We start from the raw sequence: 18401 nt of genomic DNA, 5'->3' as shown, positions 1-18401 counted from the left end.
TATTAAAATGAAAAAAACAGTAATCGCGATGATGGGTGTTTTGGCGCTCGCAAGCACGCCATTAATGGCCAAAGATTGGAAAGTAGTGCGTTTGGCGGTAGATGTGCCTTACGAACCTTTTGAGTACAAAGCGCCAGACGGCTCGCTAACTGGTTTTGAAGTTGATTTAGGGAATGCGGTTTGTGCTGAAATGAAGGTGAAGTGCGAGTGGGTTGTGCAGGCTTGGGATGGCATTATTCCTGGTTTACTTGCGCGTAAGTACGATGCGATTTTTTCTTCAATGTCTATCAATGAAGAGCGTGCGAAGAAAGTACTATTCTCTGAACCTTACTATATCACCCCAACTGGTTTTTTTGGTCCTAAAGCAAGTACCGTTGATCCTGCTAAGCCTGAAACATTGAAAGGTCTTAGAGTAGGGGTACAGCGAGGAACGATTCAAGATACCTACGCAACTGAGCATTACTCGAAGGTTGCGGATATTAAACGTTATACCACTGGTGATGATTTAGTGGTTGATCTTCAAGGCGGACGTATTGACCTTGTGGTGATTGATTATCCGGTAGGCGTAAGCTCGATTTTAGATGTCGATGCAGACAAAAAATTTATGTCAGTGGGTGAGCCTATTCCGCTTGGTAATGGCGTTGGTGTTGCTGCTCGTAAACGCGATAAAGCGCTTATCGAGATGTTTAACAAGGCGCTTGCTACGGTCAAGAGCAATGGAACCTACGATAAAATCAACGATAAGTACTTTGATTACAGTATTAAAATGTAGCTTTGCCTGACCATTAACCCGAGTATGACTCGGGTTAATTTTTAAGAGATTGATTATGCTTGACCTATATGGTTACGGCCCCTCTATTTTTATGGGCGCAATTGTCACCATCGAAGTGGCTTTCTTGTCTTTGGCGGTTGCCTTAGTGCTTGGTTTGTTGGCGGCAGTAGCCCGTCTATCTAAACATTGGCTGGCCAATGCTGTTGCTACTATTTATACCACGGTGATCCGCGGGGTACCCGATTTAGTATTGATGTTGTTAATATTTTTCGGGGCACAGATCATGGTTAATTCTGTTTCTGACTGGGTATACGATCGCTTTGATATTGAATATTACATCAACATTAATGAATTTGTAGCTGGTGTGACCACCATTGGATTTATTTTTGGTGCTTACATGGCTGAAACTTTTCGTGGCGCATTTTTGGCGGTCGATAATGGTCAAATTGAAGCGGGTAAGGCTTATGGTATGACTGCGTTACAAATATTTCGTAGAATTACGGTGCCACAAATGATGCGTCATGCGATCCCTGGGATCGGTAATAATTGGTTAGTCATGGTGAAAACGACCGCTTTAGTTTCGGTTATTGGTTTGGCCGATATGGTTCGTCTTGCCAAGGAAGCTGCGGGTGCGGTGCATGAACCATTTATATTCTTTATTCCTGTGGCTTTCGTTTATTTAGCCTTAACCAGTGTTTCTGAAATATTCTTAAAGCGTTTAGAAATTCGTTTTAGTGTGGGTACCGACAGGTAAGGTCTTAACTATGTATGAAATGATCGAGAACTTACTGGCGAGTAATGAGATCTTCACCTTAAGCACCGTTCTCACTTATTGGGATGGTCTGGTGATGACTGTTCAATTAACCTTTATGTCTCTAATTATCGGCCTTTTGTTGGCTATACCACTCGCGGTACTGCGGGCTTCTGATAATTTTTTTGTAAGCCGTAGTGTATGGATATTTACATATTTTTTCCGCGGAACACCTTTACTGATTCAGTTATATATTATTTATTATGGCGTCACCTACATCGAGGGCATTCAAGACTCAATGTTCTGGCCGATTGTGCGTGAAGCATTTTATCCTTGTTTATTAGCTTTTGTATTGAATACAGCTGCTTATACTACCGAAATATTTCGTGGTGCCATCGTGGCAACCCCTCGAGGCGAAATAGAAGCCGCTAAGGCCTACGGGATGTCTGATTTAGGCGCGATGCGTCGTATTATTTTACCAAGTGCTTTGCGCAGAGCATTACCAGCGTACAGTAATGAAGTGATCTTCATGTTGCATGCCAGCTCTATTGCGAGTGTGGTCACTATTATCGACCTCACTGGCGCTGCGCGGGACGTTTATGCAAAGTACTATGCACCATTTGAAGCATTTACTTTTGTAGCTGCGATATATCTTTCGCTTACTTTTATGTTGGTCTATGGTTTTAAGCAGTGGGAAAAGCGTTGGCACAGACACTTGCGCCCATTGAGTTAAGCCCTGTTTTAATCATACGATAGCAAGGGGCTTTGCCCCTTTTTTCATTGTTAATCTTTAACCTTCTACTGTTGGCCACTTTATAGGATGGACAGTGAATGATTACATTGCTAAAAAATGCTCAGATTTACACGTCACAGCTCTTTGGCAGGCGTTGTTACTTGTTCCATGGGCTGGATGCAGTTATCCCGAGTTCTTCGCTTACTTTATCTAGTGACCTGACGAATAGGCATACCTATCAGTCTAGTTATTCGGGTGAACGCTCCTAGACTGGCCATCATTTGTCCCCCTTACGTGTTGTAATGACGCAAGCTCAATTTTCCACTCAGTCGCTGCTTATAAAGGTACATTGCCGTTTCCGACAAGGAGCATTTAGATCTAGCGATTATTCAGCTTTCTCTTCCCCATTGCCATTAAGCTTTGTCCGAATATGTATTTCTTAATGAGGGCGGTACCATCGATCTCGTGGCGAGTATCAGCCCGCGATTTATCGCGCAGGGAGAAGTCTGCAGCGCTAAGGCTCTAGGGATTATTTTGAATAGCGGTTTAGATTGGCAACAAGTCAGTTTTGGAACGGAACCAATGTAAGCTTACTCTGAGTTTAATGCATAAGGAGAGTTGATTAAGATATCGTGTGGTGAATTGATTCGTTTTTATTAGCCAAGTGTGGTGTGGAACTCAAGGAGGATGAGCCTTTGGTGGAGATAGCGCTTTTGCTGATGAGTGAACATATCGCAAGATACAGGTTTTATTAGATAAAGGGCGATGGGTGGAGCGATGTTGCCGATTTAGTTGTGTTCGCTCGCGATCGTTCAGACATCTGCAGGTCGTCGGGGAAGGGAAATCTATTTGTCGCCGATGATTTTGCTGGCTCGTTTTTCATTGAGGCCTAGTGCATAATAGTGTCACTTGGTTTTTAGTAGAAGTAGCCCTATGACGTTTAAAGGATTTACGACTCAGCTGGTTCATTGTGACCGCCTAGCTGGGATCGAGGAGGGAGCGGTGCACGCGCCGATCCACAACTCGGTGCCTTATGGATATGCAGCCACTCAAGATCTACTTGATGTATTTCAAGGGAAGCAAGTCGGCCACGCTTATGCCCGCCAATCCACTCCTACCTTAGATTATTTGCAAGGCCGAATTGCGATGCTTGACCAAAGCATCGCCAGTTTGGTGTTTGCCAGTGGCATGGCTGCAATTGGTACGGTATTTCTAAGCTTGCTTAAGGCTGGTGATCATATCGTCGCGAGCCGTTTTCTATTTGGTAATACCAGTAGCATTTTTGGTACGCTCAAGGGTTATGGTATTGAGGTAAGCTTGGTTGATGCCACGGATCGAGAAGCGGTCGCCGCGGCTTGTCAAGTCAATACCAAGATGGTGTTTGTTGAAACGATTGCTAATCCGGCCACCCAAATTGTCGATTTACAAGGGATTGGTGAGTTATGTCAGCAGCGCGGATTAGTTTATGTTGTCGATAATACCTTAACTTCTTCCTATTTGTTTCAGCCAGCTTCCGTGGGCGCAAGTCTTATTGTCACTTCCTTGTCTAAGTATGTGGGCGGTCATGGCAATGCGCTTGGTGGCTCGGTGAGTGACACGGGGTTATTTGATTGGTCGAAGTTTCCTAATATTTTTGAGGCCTACCGTAGTGGCGATCCTAAAATGTGGGGGATTAATCAGATTAAGAAAAAAGGACTTCGTGATTTTGGTGGTGCCTTAAGTTCACAGGCTGCTCATCTATTATCGGTGGGCTCAGAAACGATGGCCTTACGGATGGAGCGCCAGTGTGCCAATGCAATGGCTTTAGCACGTTTATTAACCAAACACCCTAAAGTGGCTAAAGTGTATTATCCCGGCTTGGAGAGCCATCCTCAGCATCAACGCGCGAAAAGTTTGTTTAAACACTTTGGTGCATTAGTTAGTTTCGACTTGATTGAAGGGATTGATTGCGTTGCCTTTTTAGATAGGCTTCAGATCGTGATTAATGCGACTCATTTGGGCGACAATCGAACTTTAGCGCTGCCAGTCGCTCAAACTATTTATTACGAAATGGGTTTAGCAGCACGTCAAGCTTCAGGGATTAGCGAGACGATGATCCGTTGTTCGATTGGCATCGAAGATACGCTCGACCTAGTGACTGATTTTGAGCAGGCCTTATTGCAGTTTTAGATGGTGCTAGCACCGTGTTTAAAAAGCCTTGGCAACTGTTGCTCGGGCTTTTTATGAGTTATTTCTAGATCTATTTGGCTTGAGATGCCGAATGCTTAAGGGGTATCAATAGAAAGTAACTCCACTTCAAAAATAAGGGTCGATCCCGCTGGAATTGAGGCGATGCTGCGTTCTCCATAGGCTAAGTGGCTAGGGATAAAAAAGCGATATTTGTCACCCTCATGCATCAGTTGTAAGCCTTCGGTCCAGCCTCTAATGACTTGCCCTAAAGGAAATTGCGCCGGTTGCGCTCGCTCAACAGAGCTATCAAATACTAGGCCATTGAGTAGGCTCCCGTGGTAATGCACGGTCACGGTGCTGCTTGCTGAAGGTTTCGCTGACTTGCCTCTGTTTTCAAGAATTAGATATTGTAAGCCGGAGCTGGTACTTACAACGCCTTGTTGTTGAGCATTATTAGCCAAAAAATCTTGACCAAGTAATTGATTACTTTTAATTATTTTTGCATGATTCTGCTGGCGAATATAAAACACAACAATCAAAATAGCGAGTATTGCTAATACAATAAATTTCAAAAAACTATCCTTTTCTATCAAGGGGGGCGGTTCGCAATAGCGACCAGTTTAAAGATACTGCCTACGGCTATAGCGCTGAGGTGAATCTTCAACTTTAACTGAAGTGTTGATTAAAATACATCACGAGTCACCGAAAATAATGCTGCTCATGGCGAGCTAGCGAGTCATTTTCTTCACAAATACTACAACAAATAAGGCGATGATAAAGCTACCGCTAAAGGCTTCTATTGCTGCAAAAACACGAGATAATCCTACAGGGGTAAAATCCCCATAACCTAGAGTCGTGAAGGTCACGACGCTGTAATACAAACATTCAAAGAAGGCGACCATGTTTTGAGTTGCTGTTTGATTAAGATCAAAGGTAACAATATTGCCGTTGAAATGGATGCCGGTAAACAGATAGACCAGAGCACTACTAAAAATAATCGCCAGAGAAGTAAAAATAACTCGCATCGGTAATTCACCATAGCCGCAGACTAAGTCGACTAGCTTTGAAATGGCTCTTGGATAGGAATACTTAGGCATTTGATAACGGCGCATGGTGAGTTCTTTACGTAAGAAATGTCCTGCGGTGGTAAACAGCCCTTCAGCCTCAGCACTTTTACGTAAACTTCGATAGACTTCTTCTGCTTGCTGGTAATAGTCATTCATTAACTCGATATCTTGCTTTTGTTCCGCTGTTAGGGCCAACTTTTCTTGCATGACACGCGCTCCAACCTTAAGGCTATCACACTTACAACCTTCCATTTTTGCACCCAGCAGGTTGGTTTGAGTTAGGTTTGCGTGATTAAGGTTAGCGTCGCGAAGGTCTGCCTTCATTAAACTGCCACCCTGAAGGTTAATATTAAACAAGTGGGCGGCTTTGAGGTTACAGCGATAAAGATCGGCACCAGTCATATCATAGCCTTGTTTACTGTTGTATTTGACTAGATTGATATCGCATAGTTGGGCTTTTTTAAGGCATATTCCACGCATTAATCCGCCATTTTGGGCGTAGCGTTCTAGTTGTTCTTTAATTTCGGGGCCAGTTTTATTTTCATTGGGATCGTGCCAAAAACACAATCCATTGCTCAAGGCCTTTTCATGGCAAGGGAGCCCTGAGTCATCTTGATACGAACATTGGTTATTTCGAACCATCTGATTCGCCTTCTTTGATATGTTTGCTCTGAGGTCGTGAGCAAGCCAGTGTTGGTTGCTTATTTAAGTGTAAGCCAAAAATTAGAGCTGTGAGATCTACCTTGATAGAAAATGCTAAAGTTGTTCAATAAAAACAATATATTAACTTTTGTTTTTACTACCAAACTGCTGAAATTCGTTCTTTAGCGTTGAGTAACGCTCGGCGTGATTTTCGTTGAGCTTCAAGCCATCGAGTAATTTGATGGTAACTTTACAATCGTTTAGCAATTGCCCACTGACGCCCTTATCTGAGAGATTGATTTGTTTCAAAATCGCTTGGATTTTATTGAGAATAGCCCCGGTGTTTCCCGGTGCGACCTGCAGGGCCTTGTCAAAGTGGCTTGTCGCTTCGTCATAACGTTGTTCTTCGTAGGCATCAATGCCCATTTTGTTGTATTCGCGAAACAGCCCAAGTTTCTGTTCAAAGTCCTCATCTTTTAAAACTTTATGTGCTGAGGATAGCGATATTGGATCAATATTATCGCGTTTTTCTAACTCTTCAGCAAAGGGCATTGCATATTCAAACTCTCCCACTGAATTTAAGGTGAGGAAGGTATCGGGTAGTAACTCAACCGCAACTTTTTCCGGAGAGTCGAGTAGGCCATCATTGCTGCTAAACAAGAGTCTTTTAGCTTTGTTTAATTCGCCTTTGGTCGCGTGTACTCTTGCTTGACTGATCCCTTCGAAAGCATCGAAATTAAAGTCTTCGTCTTTGCCTTCTTCTCGTCTGGCATGAAACAGCACTGAATTTACTTCTTGTAGTAAGCGGTTTTTACGGTATAGGTCTTCTTCGCCTTGGGCTTCATCAATTAAACTTCGTACATAGTTACATAAATGATGTGGCCCCCGATGAATAGAGCGGCGTGCCAATTGCAAAATAGTTGAGAATGTTTCTTTCGCTAAACTCAGTTCTCCAGCATCAATCGCTAGCGAGGCCAATAGTTGTTGGCGTTCAAGGCTGTTTACGGCTAATTTAGAAGCTTTTAGCACGGTTTCCAGGGCTTTTTCGATATTTCCCTCAGCGCGGTAGGCTCGAGCTAACCAGTCATATGCGGTGAGTAACAGTGGGCTTTCTGCGATGGAGCGGCTGAGCGTATCAATTGCTTTTTTATTTTCATCGAGTAGCAGATATACCCGGCCTAAGGTCGCTTTGGCCCAAGTTTGTTTTCGCTCTTTTAGGATCGCCTCTAACGCTAGTTTGGCGTTTTCATATTCCCCTAAAGCAATTTGTGCTTCTACCTTTAAGTTTTTACAGTAGTTGCTGTAACGACTCTCTTTCTCGATTTGTTGGTCACATAGCTCAATTACTTTGCTATAGTTTTTATCGGCCAGTGCGTGATAAATATCACGTAAGGACTGTCTTTTCAGGTGGGCTCTGGCTAAGCGATTGTGTAATTGAAACTGTGAAAATGGTTTGGTAATAAATTCGTCAGGTTCCATTTCAAGTGCGCTGAGCACCATACTCTTATTATTATCACCACTAATAATAAAAAATAATGCATCCACTTCGAGTAGTTTGCTGACGCGTAACTCTTCTAGTAATTGTCCGCCGTTTTTACCTGTACCTAGATTATAATCCACCAATAGAATGTCGAACTTTCGTTTTCGGCAAGCTTTAACGGCCGCTTCTCCAGTTGTCGCAAAATAGACATCGCTTGCTCCAAAGTTTTGTAGCATGGCTTTAAGCATCACTTGAAAAGCGCGCTGGTCATCAACGATGAGTATTTTTTTTCCGCTATAGTTGTATTGCGTTGCCATTACCGTGTTATCTAATCCTTTTTCGATATCCTAGCACAACTTTGCCAAGGTTGAAGCTGTGTAAGTATAGCGGCCTAGCTGCTTAAGCTTATCATTTATAAAACCTTGCCAAACTAGCAGTGCTTGATTTACTATTAAGGCGTTGATGAGTTTTTTAGCTTGTCAACACTGAGTCAAAGCCAAACTTGGAGTGATCCAAGGTCGGAAAGTTACAGATCTTGAGAATTATATTCTTAAGATGGCTGGACCGCCTTAGTTGAGTGGTTTTATTTACAACATTGTTGTTTAACCTCTCAGTGAGTTAGTCTATTTACCGTTTATTACTTTCCGTATTTGGTTGGAACGCCAAGCTAAGTTAGCTTGGCGTATTTGTTTGGCGCTTAGTCCTAAATATTTTCTCGTTCTATCTTCTATCTTCTATCTTCTATCTTCTATCTTCTGTTGCAAATCTAACTACTGATTTTCTGTCTTATTTTAAAATCTATTCATGAGCGGTTTACTTGGGTTCGGTTAAAATGAAGGTTAACCTGATTGTTGTGCAGCATCGCCATAACTTAGTGAGCATATTACTTGCTCGGCATTACTGAGAGGTTATCAAGCATGATGCTAAATTTAAGACATAAAAAAAGACACCTAAAGTGTCTTTTTTTATCAAGATGGTGGAGGGAGGTGGATTCGAACCACCGAAGCTTTCGCGACAGATTTACAATCTGTTCCCTTTGGCCACTCGGGAACCCCTCCTGCTTGTGGAGCGGCATATTACCAGAACTTGTTAAGCTGTAAAGTAAAAAAGGCGATAAATTTTATAGCTTAATACTGTTTGCTTAATATCTGTTCATTTCGTGAATGTGAACTAAAGTTTTGTGTCTTTCTACCGATAAAGGTAATCAGTAGAAGGGGGCGCAATGTTAGTTGAGCAGATAAGAAATCATAGTTTGTGTGATGAGTTGCAGTTAGGCGATACGCTTAATCGTTGCTCTCAGCAGGGTGATCTTGCTCATTTTCATCTGCTATTGAGTATGTTGAGCCAAAACGTTTGCGATCAGGCTCAATTTTCCATGCAAAAACCTGCGGCCGAACAAGTACAGCAAGATCTGCGAGCTCAATTGCAGCTTCGTGAAGCTCGCCCTCTAATTGCTCAGGCTGATGAGTTCGAAGTGCAGGCGAATTGGAGTCAGCATTTACAAAAGGGCTCAATTGATACGATTCGTTTGGAGCAAGCCTTAAATGGTTATGCCGCCTGCGCGGACGATACGCTCGATGGAGTTCGTGAAGAGGTCATGAATAACGTGAGTCTACTGACGCGGTTAAAACATGGCGCGGCTAGTAAACCACTGCAAGTCATACCCGATGTAGAAGTAAAAGGTAGTGAAATTTATCAAGTACTAAGCAACTTCGATTATTCGAAGCCGCTTAAAGTTAAATATTATAATTAGCGAAAAACTACAGTTCGATTCCCGTAAACAAATACTTTCTCATCGAGCACTTGTTGCATGGCGCGACTTAATACCGACTTTTCTACATCTCGCCCAGCTTTTGCCATTTCTTGCGCGCTGTAGGTATGGTCAATATGAATCACGTGTTGCTCTACGATAGGACCTTCATCTAGATCGTTATTCACGAAGTGAGCGGTAGCGCCAATGATTTTAACCCCTCTATCGTAGGCTTGTTTATAAGGTTTAGCACCAATGAAAGCTGGCAAGAACGAGTGATGAATGTTTAAGATCTTATTGCTGAACGCCTCGACAAATGTTGGTGTGAGGATCCGCATGTATTTAGCGAGTACCACATAGTCGGGTTGATATTGTTGGACAGTTTCAATGATCAGCTGTTCATGTTGCTCACGTTTTAATCCTTCATGACTAATGTAATGGAAGGGGATGTCAAATTTCTCAGTGAGCGCTTGTAGGATATCGTAGTTGCCTACAACTGCGGCAATTTCAACATTCATATCACCGTATACGGCTTTCATGAGTAAATCGCCTAAGCAATGTGCTTCTTTGGTGACCATGATCACGATGCGCTTGCGTCCGGCCCCGACTAAACGACGGGCGCTGCCAATAGGTAGTGCATTGTCTAAATCAGCGAGCAACGTTTGGTCGTTAAAATAGCCTTCTAACTCGGTACGCATGAAGAAACGTCCCACTTCATTATCGACAAATTCGTTATTTTTAATAATGTTGAGTTGATGCTTGGCACAGATGTTGGTAATGGTTGAGATTAAACCTTTGGCATCTGGGCATTCGGTTAAAAGAATTTTTCTTTCCATGGTGTTTTCGATTTATTCAGCTTTAAAGTTAAGATTTTTTACAGCACTGTTTCAGTTTCTTCCCGCTCCCGCAGGGGCACGCAGCATTGCGAGCCAAGGGTGAAGGAGAAAATACACCATCGGTATAAAACCAATGTTCAGCAATTTTTGTGAAATTAGAGCGTTCATGCAAAATATTAAGTTGGCCTTGCTCGCGAAAATGAGCTTTAAACTCCACAATTCCGCTGTTGCCATCGAGTCGGTCGCAACTAAATAAAATTTCGAGTTTCTCCCATTGTGTCGCTTCCTCGGCGTTGAGTGCTAAGGGCTGCTCACTTGGACGAAAGTCCGGATGATGGCTTTGCCATAAGTAGTTCGCATCACCCAGAGTATAGGCACTATAGCGGGAACGCATTAGTTGCTCACAATGAGTCGGGCTTGATAAGCCGCTGATATAGGGTTGACAACATTGAACAAAGTTCAAGCCGCTACCGCAAGGGCAAACTAACACTCTGGAACCTCTAATTTGACTGAGGGCGAAGTGTAGCAAGAAGTTGGCAATAACACAGCTGAAAATTGCTTAGAGTTCGTTCGTTAGCGGCTTTCTTTTAGGCGGTGACTTTGAGATGTCGAGCAATAGAAAGTGAAAACTTGTATTGTAAATCGTTTTTTTTTAAGCCTTCATCTGCGATCTATGGCTGGCTTGCTTAGGGACAAGTTAATCTTTGATAAATACATGTTTTGGTTAAAGCTAAGGCTTAAACGAGTTAAGCTTAAACGAGGTATTATTATTGCTAGGGAACTGAATTTGCGTACTAAATTTGTAATTGAGCCTTTGCAGCTTGGTTTGGCAGAGGCTCTGCAAAATAAGATTGATTTGAAGACCAAGCCACAAGGTTCTTTGGGCCAATTGGAGTCATTAGCTTGTCAGTTAGGCCTGATACAGTCGACCCTTGAACCAGTGATCCAGCGCGCAAAAATGATTGTATTTGCCGCCGACCATGGGATTGCTTTAGCTGGGGTGAGTGCTTATCCACAAGCTGTGACGGCGCAAATGGTGCAAAACTTTGTGGAAGGGGGCGCGGCGGTTAATGTATTTTGTCGCCAGCACGGTTTTGCTTTTGAGATTGTTGATGTTGGTGTTAGCCAATTACTTTCAGAAGAGGGGGTTGCGTGTTGTAAAGTGGCAGCTGGAACAAAAAGTTTTTTAAGTTCAGACGCGATGACCCAAGCGCAATCGGAGCAGGCGATGGAGGTTGGAGTGGCTAGAGTTCGTCAAGCGGCCTTAGAGGGATCTAATTTATTGGCTTTCGGTGAAATGGGGATCGCCAACACAGCCAGTGCAGCCGCGTTGATGGCTGGTTGTTTGGGACTCCCGGTTAGCGATTGTGTTGGACGAGGCACTGGTTTAGATGACCAAGGTTTGGCACATAAAGTTGCGGTATTAGAGCAAGCAATGAACCATCATCGCGGAGATTATACGGCCGAACAATGGTTGGCGAAGGTTGGCGGTTTAGAAATAGCGGCCATTGTGGGGGCGATGCTTGAAGCCGCGAGTCGGCGGATGGTGATTTTGGTGGATGGTTTTATCTGTTCAGCTGCAGCGTTGGTTGCTTATCAAATCAATCCTCTGGTGAAACAATATATGGTGTTTTGCCACCAAAGCGCGGAACAGGCACATCAGCGTTTATTGAAGGCGATGGATGCTCATGCCTTGTTAGAATTGTCCTTACGTTTAGGTGAAGGGAGCGGCGCAGTATTAGCTTATCCCTTGGTTTGTTCCGCTGTCGCCTTTCTCAATCAAATGGCCTCATTTGAATCGGCAGGGGTGAGCCAACAGCAGGGCTAGCTAAGGTCCAAGGCTATTCTTGATTTTGCATGCAGAGAACATCTAGGCCATCGGTTTAAATCAATCGATGGCCATTGCTGCAAGTCGTTAATATTGAAAAGCAATCCTCGGTCGACTTGATATGGCTTGGCTCGACCGCAACACTGGAAGCGCTGAGTTAAGTGAGTTGTGCTTTCCTTGCCTGTTGGCAACCTTCGATGGCAGGGGCCAGCAGTTCTAAGGCGCTTTGATTACAAGCGGGCAGGCTGGCGGTGGATTGTTTGATTGGCGTCACTCGTTTTCCCCAGCGAATAACGGCCGCTCCCCAGGTGAGTCCTGCGCCAAAAGCTGCTAATAAGACATTGTCACCGGGCTTAATTCGACCTTGCTCTAAGGCTTCACATAAGGCGACAGGAACCGTTGCTGCTGAGGTGTTTCCGTATTTTTCAATGTTGATCATGATGTTTTCATCGGGGGCGCCAATTCGTTTGGCGAGAGCGTCGATGATCCGTAGATTGGCTTGATGAGGCACGATGAAGTTAAGTTCATGATTAGCAACTTGTGCCTGAGCCAAGACATTGCTGGCAGCTTCTCCCATACCTTTTACGGCACGTTTAAAGATTTCGGGCCCTTCAAACTGGAAGTTGTACAGGGTATCTACACCGCTAAAACGTTTGCGGTTGGTACCAAAATCCGCAATTGATAAAATTTCCCGTTTTTCACTGTCACAACCTAACTTAGCGGCTAAAAATCCAACTTTTTCTGGATCATCATTGGCTTCGATGATCACCGCTCCGGCACCATCACCGAATAACACAGCAGTATCGCGCTTGGTCCAATCGAGCAATTGACTGAGGCGCTCGGCACCAATTAACAATATTCTTTGCATTGCTCCTGTTTGAATTAAGGCCGCCGCAGTTTGTAGGCCGTAAACAAAACCGCTACAAGCAGCATTCATGTCAAACACGGCCGCTTGATCGGCATGTAGTAGCTGTTGCACGCGACTGGCACTGTTTGGCACTGTTGTTCCAGCTGTGCAGGTACACAAGATAATTGCATCGAGTTGTGCTGCATCTAAGTTTGCCGCAGCGAGAGCTTGCAAACCTGCATTGGCAGCTAGTTCGGCGATATCCACATGCGATATACAACGCTCTTTAATACCTGTTCGGCTACTTATCCACTCATCGGATGTGTCGATAAAAGTACTTAAATCGTGGTTAGATAGACGTGCAGGAGGCATACATTTGCCCCATCCGGTAATTTCGGCGTGATACATAAAGGCTAGAAACTCTCATACTATAATGTGCCAAGGATTATGCCTGATGCATGCTAAATAGCCAAATTGTCTGATTCTTGAGCTTGACTGGTTGGTTTTATGACTTAAGCTAGATATCCCAGTTTGAGTCTATTTTTTCAGACTTAAGTGTAGGCAAATTGACTGCTTGGTTTGGGCTCATGGATAGCTTATAAGCTCTGGTATAACTAGATTGAGGTCTTATATGACGGTGACAGGTCAACAATTCGCGTCAGCATTCCCAAACGACGATAAAATTGAATGCTCGCGCTTTAATCACCTTACTCGCTATTTTGAACTAAGCATTGATATCTGCGCCGATCCCTTGACTCGGCTCGCTTTTGCTTCTGAACAGATAGCGGCCTTGCCGCTACTTAAAAAAGTCGCGGTAAATGGTGAGCTGGATGATATAGCCGTGTTTTTCGCTGAGATGTTTATTTGGCCATTGAGTGACATTTGCGAAGTGAGAGCCCCAGTTCCCTTAAGGAGCGAGGAATGGTTATTACTCGATGCGGATGAGGTAGGACACTCATGAGTGTTCAGCCCTAGTTTGGGGGAACGCTCACGATAAATATGCTTGATGCGACTTATGGTGAGCGACTAGTCGTCTTGTTAATGCTCGCAAGCTTTTGTTTTATTAATAATTTCATTCACGTAAACAATCGCTTGCTTGCATTTATTAAGCTTGCAGTGAACCGTATTGTCGAGCTGCCGTCACAACTATTATAAATAACGAGCTTGAAGGTGTTGTTTAAAATACTGGCTATTTAAGTTTTCGCCAGTGGCGCGGCTGACTAGTTCATCGCTTGGGTAGAAACTGGCTTGTGACCAGATGTTTTTTTGTAACCAGGCAAAGACCGTATCGTAATTACCGGTTTGAACTTGCGCGGGTACCTCCGGATGTTGTTTCACCAGCGCTGTGTGAAATTGTGCTGCATACATTGCACCGAGTGAGTAGGACGGAAAATAGCCGATTAAACCAGCAGGCCAATGCACGTCTTGCATGCAGCCATCTTGGTAATTGCCTTGTGTAGATAGTCCTAAATACTGTTGCATTTTGAGATCCCATAATTCCGGGATATCAGCCACGGTAATTTTTTGGGTAATCAGGTCTCGTTCTAATTCGTAGCGCAACATGATGTGTGCAGGATAGGTCACTTCATCGGCGTCAACTCGAATATAACCGGGCTGTACCTTAAGGTAGTGTTGTTTGAGCTCGCTTAAGCGCATTGGCTGCTGATGGCACAAATGCTGATTGACTAAGGGGAGTAGTTGTTCAATAAATGCCTGACTGCGACCCAATTGCATTTCAAAGAATAGGCTTTGGCTTTCATGAATGCCCATTGAGCGGGCCTGACCCACTGGTAGATCGAGGAAATCTAAAGGTAGATTTTGCTCATAGCGAGCATGACCCGTCTCATGCACTATTCCCATCAGCGAGCGAGTAAAGTCTTGTTCTTCGTAACGGGTGGTAATTCGAACATCCTGAGGGACTCCACCACAGAAGGGGTGAGTACTCACATCGAGGCGACCATGATTAAAATCGAATTGCAGCTTCTTCATCACTGCTAAGCCGAGTTGCTTTTGTTTATCACTGGCAAAGGGCGCATTGAGCTGAAGCGCGGGCCAACTTTTTTGTTGTTCGACGACCTGTTGGATCAGTTGGGGGAGCCAGGCGTGTAACTCACCAAATATTTTATCCAAACGCTGCATTTGCATGCCGGGTTCGTAGAGATCAAGCATCGCATCATAAGGGCTTAACCCAGTTTTATCGGCTCTGATCTGCGCTTCTTCAATGGCTAATTGCATCACCGCTTGTAGGTTAATCTGAAAGGCCTTCCAGTCGTTGTTGCCACGCTGTTCACGCCAAGCGTGTTCGCAATGTGCGGTTGCCAAAGATTTTGCTTTGACGAGATCGCTGGGGAGGGCAGTTTGCTGTTGCCAATGACGTTTCATTTCTCGTAACGAGGCCTGTTGTTGCGGATTTAGGTTTAGTTGTTTGGCTTGTTCTAGCCATTCTGGCATTGCTGAATGGGTGGACTTTTGATGGATTAATACGGCGAGTTCTGCCAGTGCTTCGGCACGGGCTTGATTTCCACCATTAGGCATCATTGTCGCTTGATCCCAGCTACAGATAGCATTTAAATGCGCGAGCTTAGATAGATGTTGAAAGTGCTGGCAGAGTTGTTGGTAAGCGTTGGGCTTTGTCATAATTATTCCTTGGTCGATGCGAATTTAACGGATTCGGCGAGCATGACGTTCGCGGTTATCGAGTTTTTGTAATTCACTTTTTTTCAGCAGTACGTAGATGGCACCGCTGCCACCATGTATGGCCTGAGCACTATGTATCGCTAATACCGATTCAATTTGCGGTAGCCAGCCACTCACGTAGCTTTTTAGTAATGCTGGTGGTTGGCTATTTGCGCCTTTGCCGGTAATGATTAATGCGCTACGAATGTTTAATTGCTGGCACTGTTTGATGAAACTTATAATTTCGTTACGCGCTTGCTCAAGGCGAAGTTTGTGTAAATCTAACTTGGCTTGGATTTCATATTTGCCCAAACGGAGCTTCTTGAATACACCTTGCTGTAGTCCAGATTTTTTGTAACTGACGGGATCGTCGGGGCGTAATAGTTTAACCTGTTCCAGTGAAAGGTAATCTTGATGACTCGCTGCCTGTTGTTGGGCTGCTAATTGACGAGCCTGCTTTGCGGCGGAATCTAAAGTTGCACTACTGCCGATGATGGCGTCTTGCTTTAAGGGCTTGATTCCAGCAACTTCTTGCTGAAATAGATCAAATTCTTCAGACATAAAAGAACTCCTGAACAACGAAGTCCCTTCTTTATAGATGAGAGCATGCAGCGGCGCAACCGCTGCGTTCGCTTATTTTTGTGGTGGTTCGCTTTGGCTGATTTTTTTTAGGAAATAATAAGTATAAAAAATCATCAAACCAATTGTAATCGCGATCACCGAAATAGACATTAAACCAATGCTATTACCAAACAGTAAGTCTAACCAAAGATCCATGCTAAAGATTCCTTCTTATGAGGTCACCTGAGCATAACTTGGTTGAATATTAGCCAAATTGATAGTGATCAATCTGTGTTTGGATCAACTTCACGAATTACATAACCTTGTTGTTCTAAATTACTGAGTAAGCCTTGTTCGCCATATAGATGCATGGCCCCAACGACGACAAAACTGGTGTTATTGAGTTCGGTGAGTTGTTGCAGCCATTGCTGGTTTCGCTGGTAGAGTAATTTATTGATCACCATTTCGGCTTCTTGTTGGAACATTGGATCTTCACCAAGCAGCGCAAATAGTTGTTGGTTATCCCCTTTGTTCCAGTATTCCACGAGTTGATTGAACATCTGAGGAACCTGTTCGAATTCATCGAGAGTTTGCTGTAAGAGAGGAATTTGAATACTCTCAAGGCTGCTTAAAGCTTCCAATTGTTGTTCAAAAGTCTCAAGTGCGATAATTGGCTTGTATCGTTGTTTTGCTTGTTCGATGAAGTGAAGATCAAGTCCAAGCTCAGGTTTAAAACCTAAGGCTTGCATTTGCAATTGGCTGAGTACAATGGCGGCATACCAAGCTCGCATATTGCTAAATAGTGTTTCGGAAATACCTAGTTGTTGGCTACGTTGCTTTAACAGTTGCTGATAATGAGGGCTTAAATCATCGTTGAGGCTGCGATTAGCCGGTTGCTGTGTTCTGGTGTTCAGCATTTGCTGATCACTCGCGCTTAGCTTTGTGATATCAGTTTCGATGATCAGTTGTTGGCTGTGCTTAAAGGCATCGATAAATGCTGCAGGTAGTGGATAAAACTGCTCGCTACCTAAATGGATCGAGCCGAACAAATAGAGGCGTTGTTGTGCTTTACTGGCCACCCAGAGTGAAGGCTCAGCAGCCAGCTGAGTACTCGAAAGGATTAGTAACAGCGAACCTAAACGCTTTATCCAAGTTGACATAATAAATCCGTTATTGAAAAGGTAAGCCATTTTATCATGCGTACTTAACTTTTTCTGAGTATTGCATCGAGCCAAGTGACTGGTAAACAACGACGCAATAAAGCAAACAGATGAGTGGGGGAGGTCACATAGTAGCGAACTTTCGGGCTTGGCGCTTCTAGGGCATGCAGTAGTGCGTTAAATACAGCGCTAGCAGGTAAGGTAAAGCGAGAGCTAGCACCTTCTTGGCCGAGACGTTTTAAGGTATGTTGGTAAGCTGCTTGGTGGCGACTTTGCTCTAGTTTGATTGATTGCTCGAAGGCAATTTTGGCATTTTTTCTAAATGAACTGATAATCGGTCCTGGTTCGATCAGGCTTATCTTAATTGGCGTATCGGCTAATTCTAGGCGCAGGGTATCTGTGTACCCTTCTAGGGCGAATTTACTGGCGTTGTAAGCGCCACGATACTTCATTGCTACGAGCCCTAGCACCGAGCTATTCTGGATAATTCGTCCTTGTTGTCGCTCAAGCATATGAGCAATCACTAAGCGGCTCAGATGATGCCAACCAAACAAATTGATTTCAAACTGCTGGCGCAGTGCTTCAGTGGGCAGATCTTCTAGCGCTCCGGGTTGTCCGTAGGCGCCATTGTTAAACAGGTAGCTTATCTTTCCGTTAGCCATTTTCAAGGCTTGTTGCCAGCCTTGTTCGATGGATTGCTGACAGGCTAAATCTAATTGTATACAGTTTAAGCCCATCTCTTGGAGCCGTATAACATCGGATAAATAGCGACAAGATGCGATGACGTGATAGTTATGCTTTGGTAGTTGTTGAGCGCAATATAAACCAATGCCACTACTACAGCCGGTAATCAAAATGCTTGCTTGCTCTGGTTTCATGTCTTGCCTGCTTATTGTTGAAAGATTTACGCTTGGATAGATATACAATTGGCAGATCCTTGGCTGCTTGGCTTTGGAGCAATTGGTCGCCTACTAGAGATGAAATGTCTTTCGGTCGGCTTTTAAATCATGTTTGGAGTCAAACCGAAGCTTACTCATTTGTACATATAGGTAAGGCTTATCTTGGTGTAAAGGCAGATTCAGTAAGGTTTGTGTATTTCCAAGAGGCCATGATAAGGCTTAAATCAATC

General features: G+C 43.9%; 18 protein-coding genes, 1 tRNA gene and 1 riboswitch. Of the genes, 7 read left to right on the top strand and 12 right to left on the bottom strand.

All coding sequences use genetic code 11. The annotated features are described in order from the left end of the window. Nucleotides 1-7 precede the first annotated feature (7 nt). From ACRRSY_RS15930 to ACRRSY_RS15915, 4 genes are all read left to right on the top strand, one after another. Entirely contained in the window at nt 8-772 is a 765-nt protein-coding gene (locus ACRRSY_RS15930) for a transporter substrate-binding domain-containing protein (protein WP_432452258.1), read from the top strand. A gap of 55 nt (nt 773-827) precedes the next feature. Next, nucleotides 828-1526: an ABC transporter permease gene (locus ACRRSY_RS15925; protein WP_432452259.1), complete on the top strand. Its 699-nt coding sequence runs from the start codon at nt 828-830 to the stop codon at nt 1524-1526. 10 nt (nt 1527-1536) lie between these two features. Beyond that, the gene (locus tag ACRRSY_RS15920) at nt 1537-2256 is read left to right on the top strand and encodes an ABC transporter permease (protein WP_432463629.1); all 720 of its coding nucleotides are present in this window, start codon (nt 1537-1539) and stop codon (nt 2254-2256) included. Nucleotides 2257-3189: 933 nt separating this feature from the next. After that, entirely contained in the window at nt 3190-4425 is a 1236-nt protein-coding gene (locus ACRRSY_RS15915; RefSeq protein ID WP_432452261.1) for a cystathionine gamma-synthase family protein, read from the top strand. A 95-nt stretch (nt 4426-4520) separates the two neighbouring features. On the opposite strand, the gene ACRRSY_RS15910 is transcribed toward ACRRSY_RS15915, so the two are convergent. The 4 genes from ACRRSY_RS15910 to ACRRSY_RS15895 form a co-directional block, all read right to left on the bottom strand. Further along, entirely contained in the window at nt 4521-4997 is a 477-nt protein-coding gene (locus ACRRSY_RS15910) for an FKBP-type peptidyl-prolyl cis-trans isomerase (protein WP_432463628.1), read from the bottom strand. A gap of 156 nt (nt 4998-5153) precedes the next feature. Continuing rightward, nucleotides 5154-6134, bottom strand: a complete 981-nt coding sequence (locus tag ACRRSY_RS15905; RefSeq protein WP_432452263.1) for an ion channel — start codon at nt 6132-6134, stop codon at nt 5154-5156. Nucleotides 6135-6275: 141 nt separating this feature from the next. Continuing rightward, entirely contained in the window at nt 6276-7931 is a 1656-nt protein-coding gene (locus ACRRSY_RS15900; protein WP_432452264.1) for a response regulator, read from the bottom strand. A 168-nt stretch (nt 7932-8099) separates the two neighbouring features. Beyond that, nucleotides 8100-8186, top strand: a riboswitch (cyclic di-GMP riboswitch). Nucleotides 8187-8588: 402 nt separating this feature from the next. Then, a tRNA-Tyr gene (locus tag ACRRSY_RS15895) sits at nt 8589-8672 on the bottom strand. A 164-nt stretch (nt 8673-8836) separates the two neighbouring features. On the opposite strand from ACRRSY_RS15895, the gene ACRRSY_RS15890 reads away from it, so the two are divergent. After that, nucleotides 8837-9367 carry a VC2046/SO_2500 family protein gene (locus tag ACRRSY_RS15890; RefSeq protein WP_432452265.1) on the top strand — a complete coding sequence of 177 codons (531 nt, stop codon included), beginning with the start codon at nt 8837-8839 and terminating at the stop codon, nt 9365-9367. Here the strand turns inward: ACRRSY_RS15890 and purU are convergent. Next, nucleotides 9364-10200 (bottom strand): formyltetrahydrofolate deformylase, encoded by an 837-nt coding sequence (gene purU, locus ACRRSY_RS15885; RefSeq protein ID WP_432452266.1) that lies wholly within the window; start codon nt 10198-10200, stop codon nt 9364-9366. The genes ACRRSY_RS15890 and purU overlap by 4 nt on opposite strands. Nucleotides 10201-10228: 28 nt before the next feature. Further along, nucleotides 10229-10690, bottom strand: coding sequence for a YchJ family protein (locus ACRRSY_RS15880; protein ID WP_432452267.1), 462 nt, complete (start codon nt 10688-10690; stop codon nt 10229-10231). Between the two features lie 297 nt (nt 10691-10987). On the opposite strand from ACRRSY_RS15880, the gene cobT reads away from it, so the two are divergent. Then, nucleotides 10988-12028, top strand: a complete 1041-nt coding sequence (cobT, locus tag ACRRSY_RS15875) for a nicotinate-nucleotide--dimethylbenzimidazole phosphoribosyltransferase (protein WP_432452268.1) — start codon at nt 10988-10990, stop codon at nt 12026-12028. Between the two features lie 157 nt (nt 12029-12185). Here the strand turns inward: cobT and ACRRSY_RS15870 are convergent, their stop codons facing one another. Continuing rightward, complete coding sequence (locus ACRRSY_RS15870; RefSeq protein WP_432459832.1) at nt 12186-13283, bottom strand: ketoacyl-ACP synthase III; 1098 nt, start codon at nt 13281-13283, stop codon at nt 12186-12188. 223 nt (nt 13284-13506) lie between these two features. Between ACRRSY_RS15870 and ACRRSY_RS15865 the strand changes: the two genes are divergently transcribed. Then, nucleotides 13507-13836 carry a hypothetical protein gene (locus tag ACRRSY_RS15865; protein ID WP_432452270.1) on the top strand — a complete coding sequence of 110 codons (330 nt, stop codon included), beginning with the start codon at nt 13507-13509 and terminating at the stop codon, nt 13834-13836. Between the two features lie 188 nt (nt 13837-14024). Here the strand turns inward: ACRRSY_RS15865 and ACRRSY_RS15860 are convergent, their stop codons facing one another. From ACRRSY_RS15860 to ACRRSY_RS15840, 5 genes are all read right to left on the bottom strand, one after another. Then, on the bottom strand, nt 14025-15512 hold the full coding sequence (locus ACRRSY_RS15860; protein WP_432452271.1) for a carboxypeptidase M32: 1488 nt from the start codon (nt 15510-15512) through the stop codon (nt 14025-14027). Nucleotides 15513-15536: 24 nt separating this feature from the next. After that, nucleotides 15537-16112, bottom strand: a complete 576-nt coding sequence (smrA, locus tag ACRRSY_RS15855; protein WP_432452272.1) for a DNA endonuclease SmrA — start codon at nt 16110-16112, stop codon at nt 15537-15539. Nucleotides 16113-16184: 72 nt separating this feature from the next. Then, nucleotides 16185-16328, bottom strand: a complete 144-nt coding sequence (locus tag ACRRSY_RS15850) for a DUF3149 domain-containing protein (RefSeq protein ID WP_432452273.1) — start codon at nt 16326-16328, stop codon at nt 16185-16187. 68 nt (nt 16329-16396) lie between these two features. Then, nucleotides 16397-17272 (bottom strand): TraB/GumN family protein, encoded by an 876-nt coding sequence (locus tag ACRRSY_RS15845; RefSeq protein ID WP_432463627.1) that lies wholly within the window; start codon nt 17270-17272, stop codon nt 16397-16399. A gap of 44 nt (nt 17273-17316) precedes the next feature. Continuing rightward, nucleotides 17317-18150 (bottom strand): SDR family oxidoreductase, encoded by an 834-nt coding sequence (locus ACRRSY_RS15840; protein WP_432452275.1) that lies wholly within the window; start codon nt 18148-18150, stop codon nt 17317-17319. Between the last annotated feature and the right edge of the window lie 251 nt (nt 18151-18401).

It is taken from the genome of Agarivorans sp. QJM3NY_33 (assembly GCF_050870865.2).
Classification (GTDB): Bacteria; Pseudomonadota; Gammaproteobacteria; order Enterobacterales; family Celerinatantimonadaceae; genus Agarivorans.
Note: the sequence above shows the minus strand (reverse complement) of the source record. Positions and strands in the feature narration are given on the sequence as shown.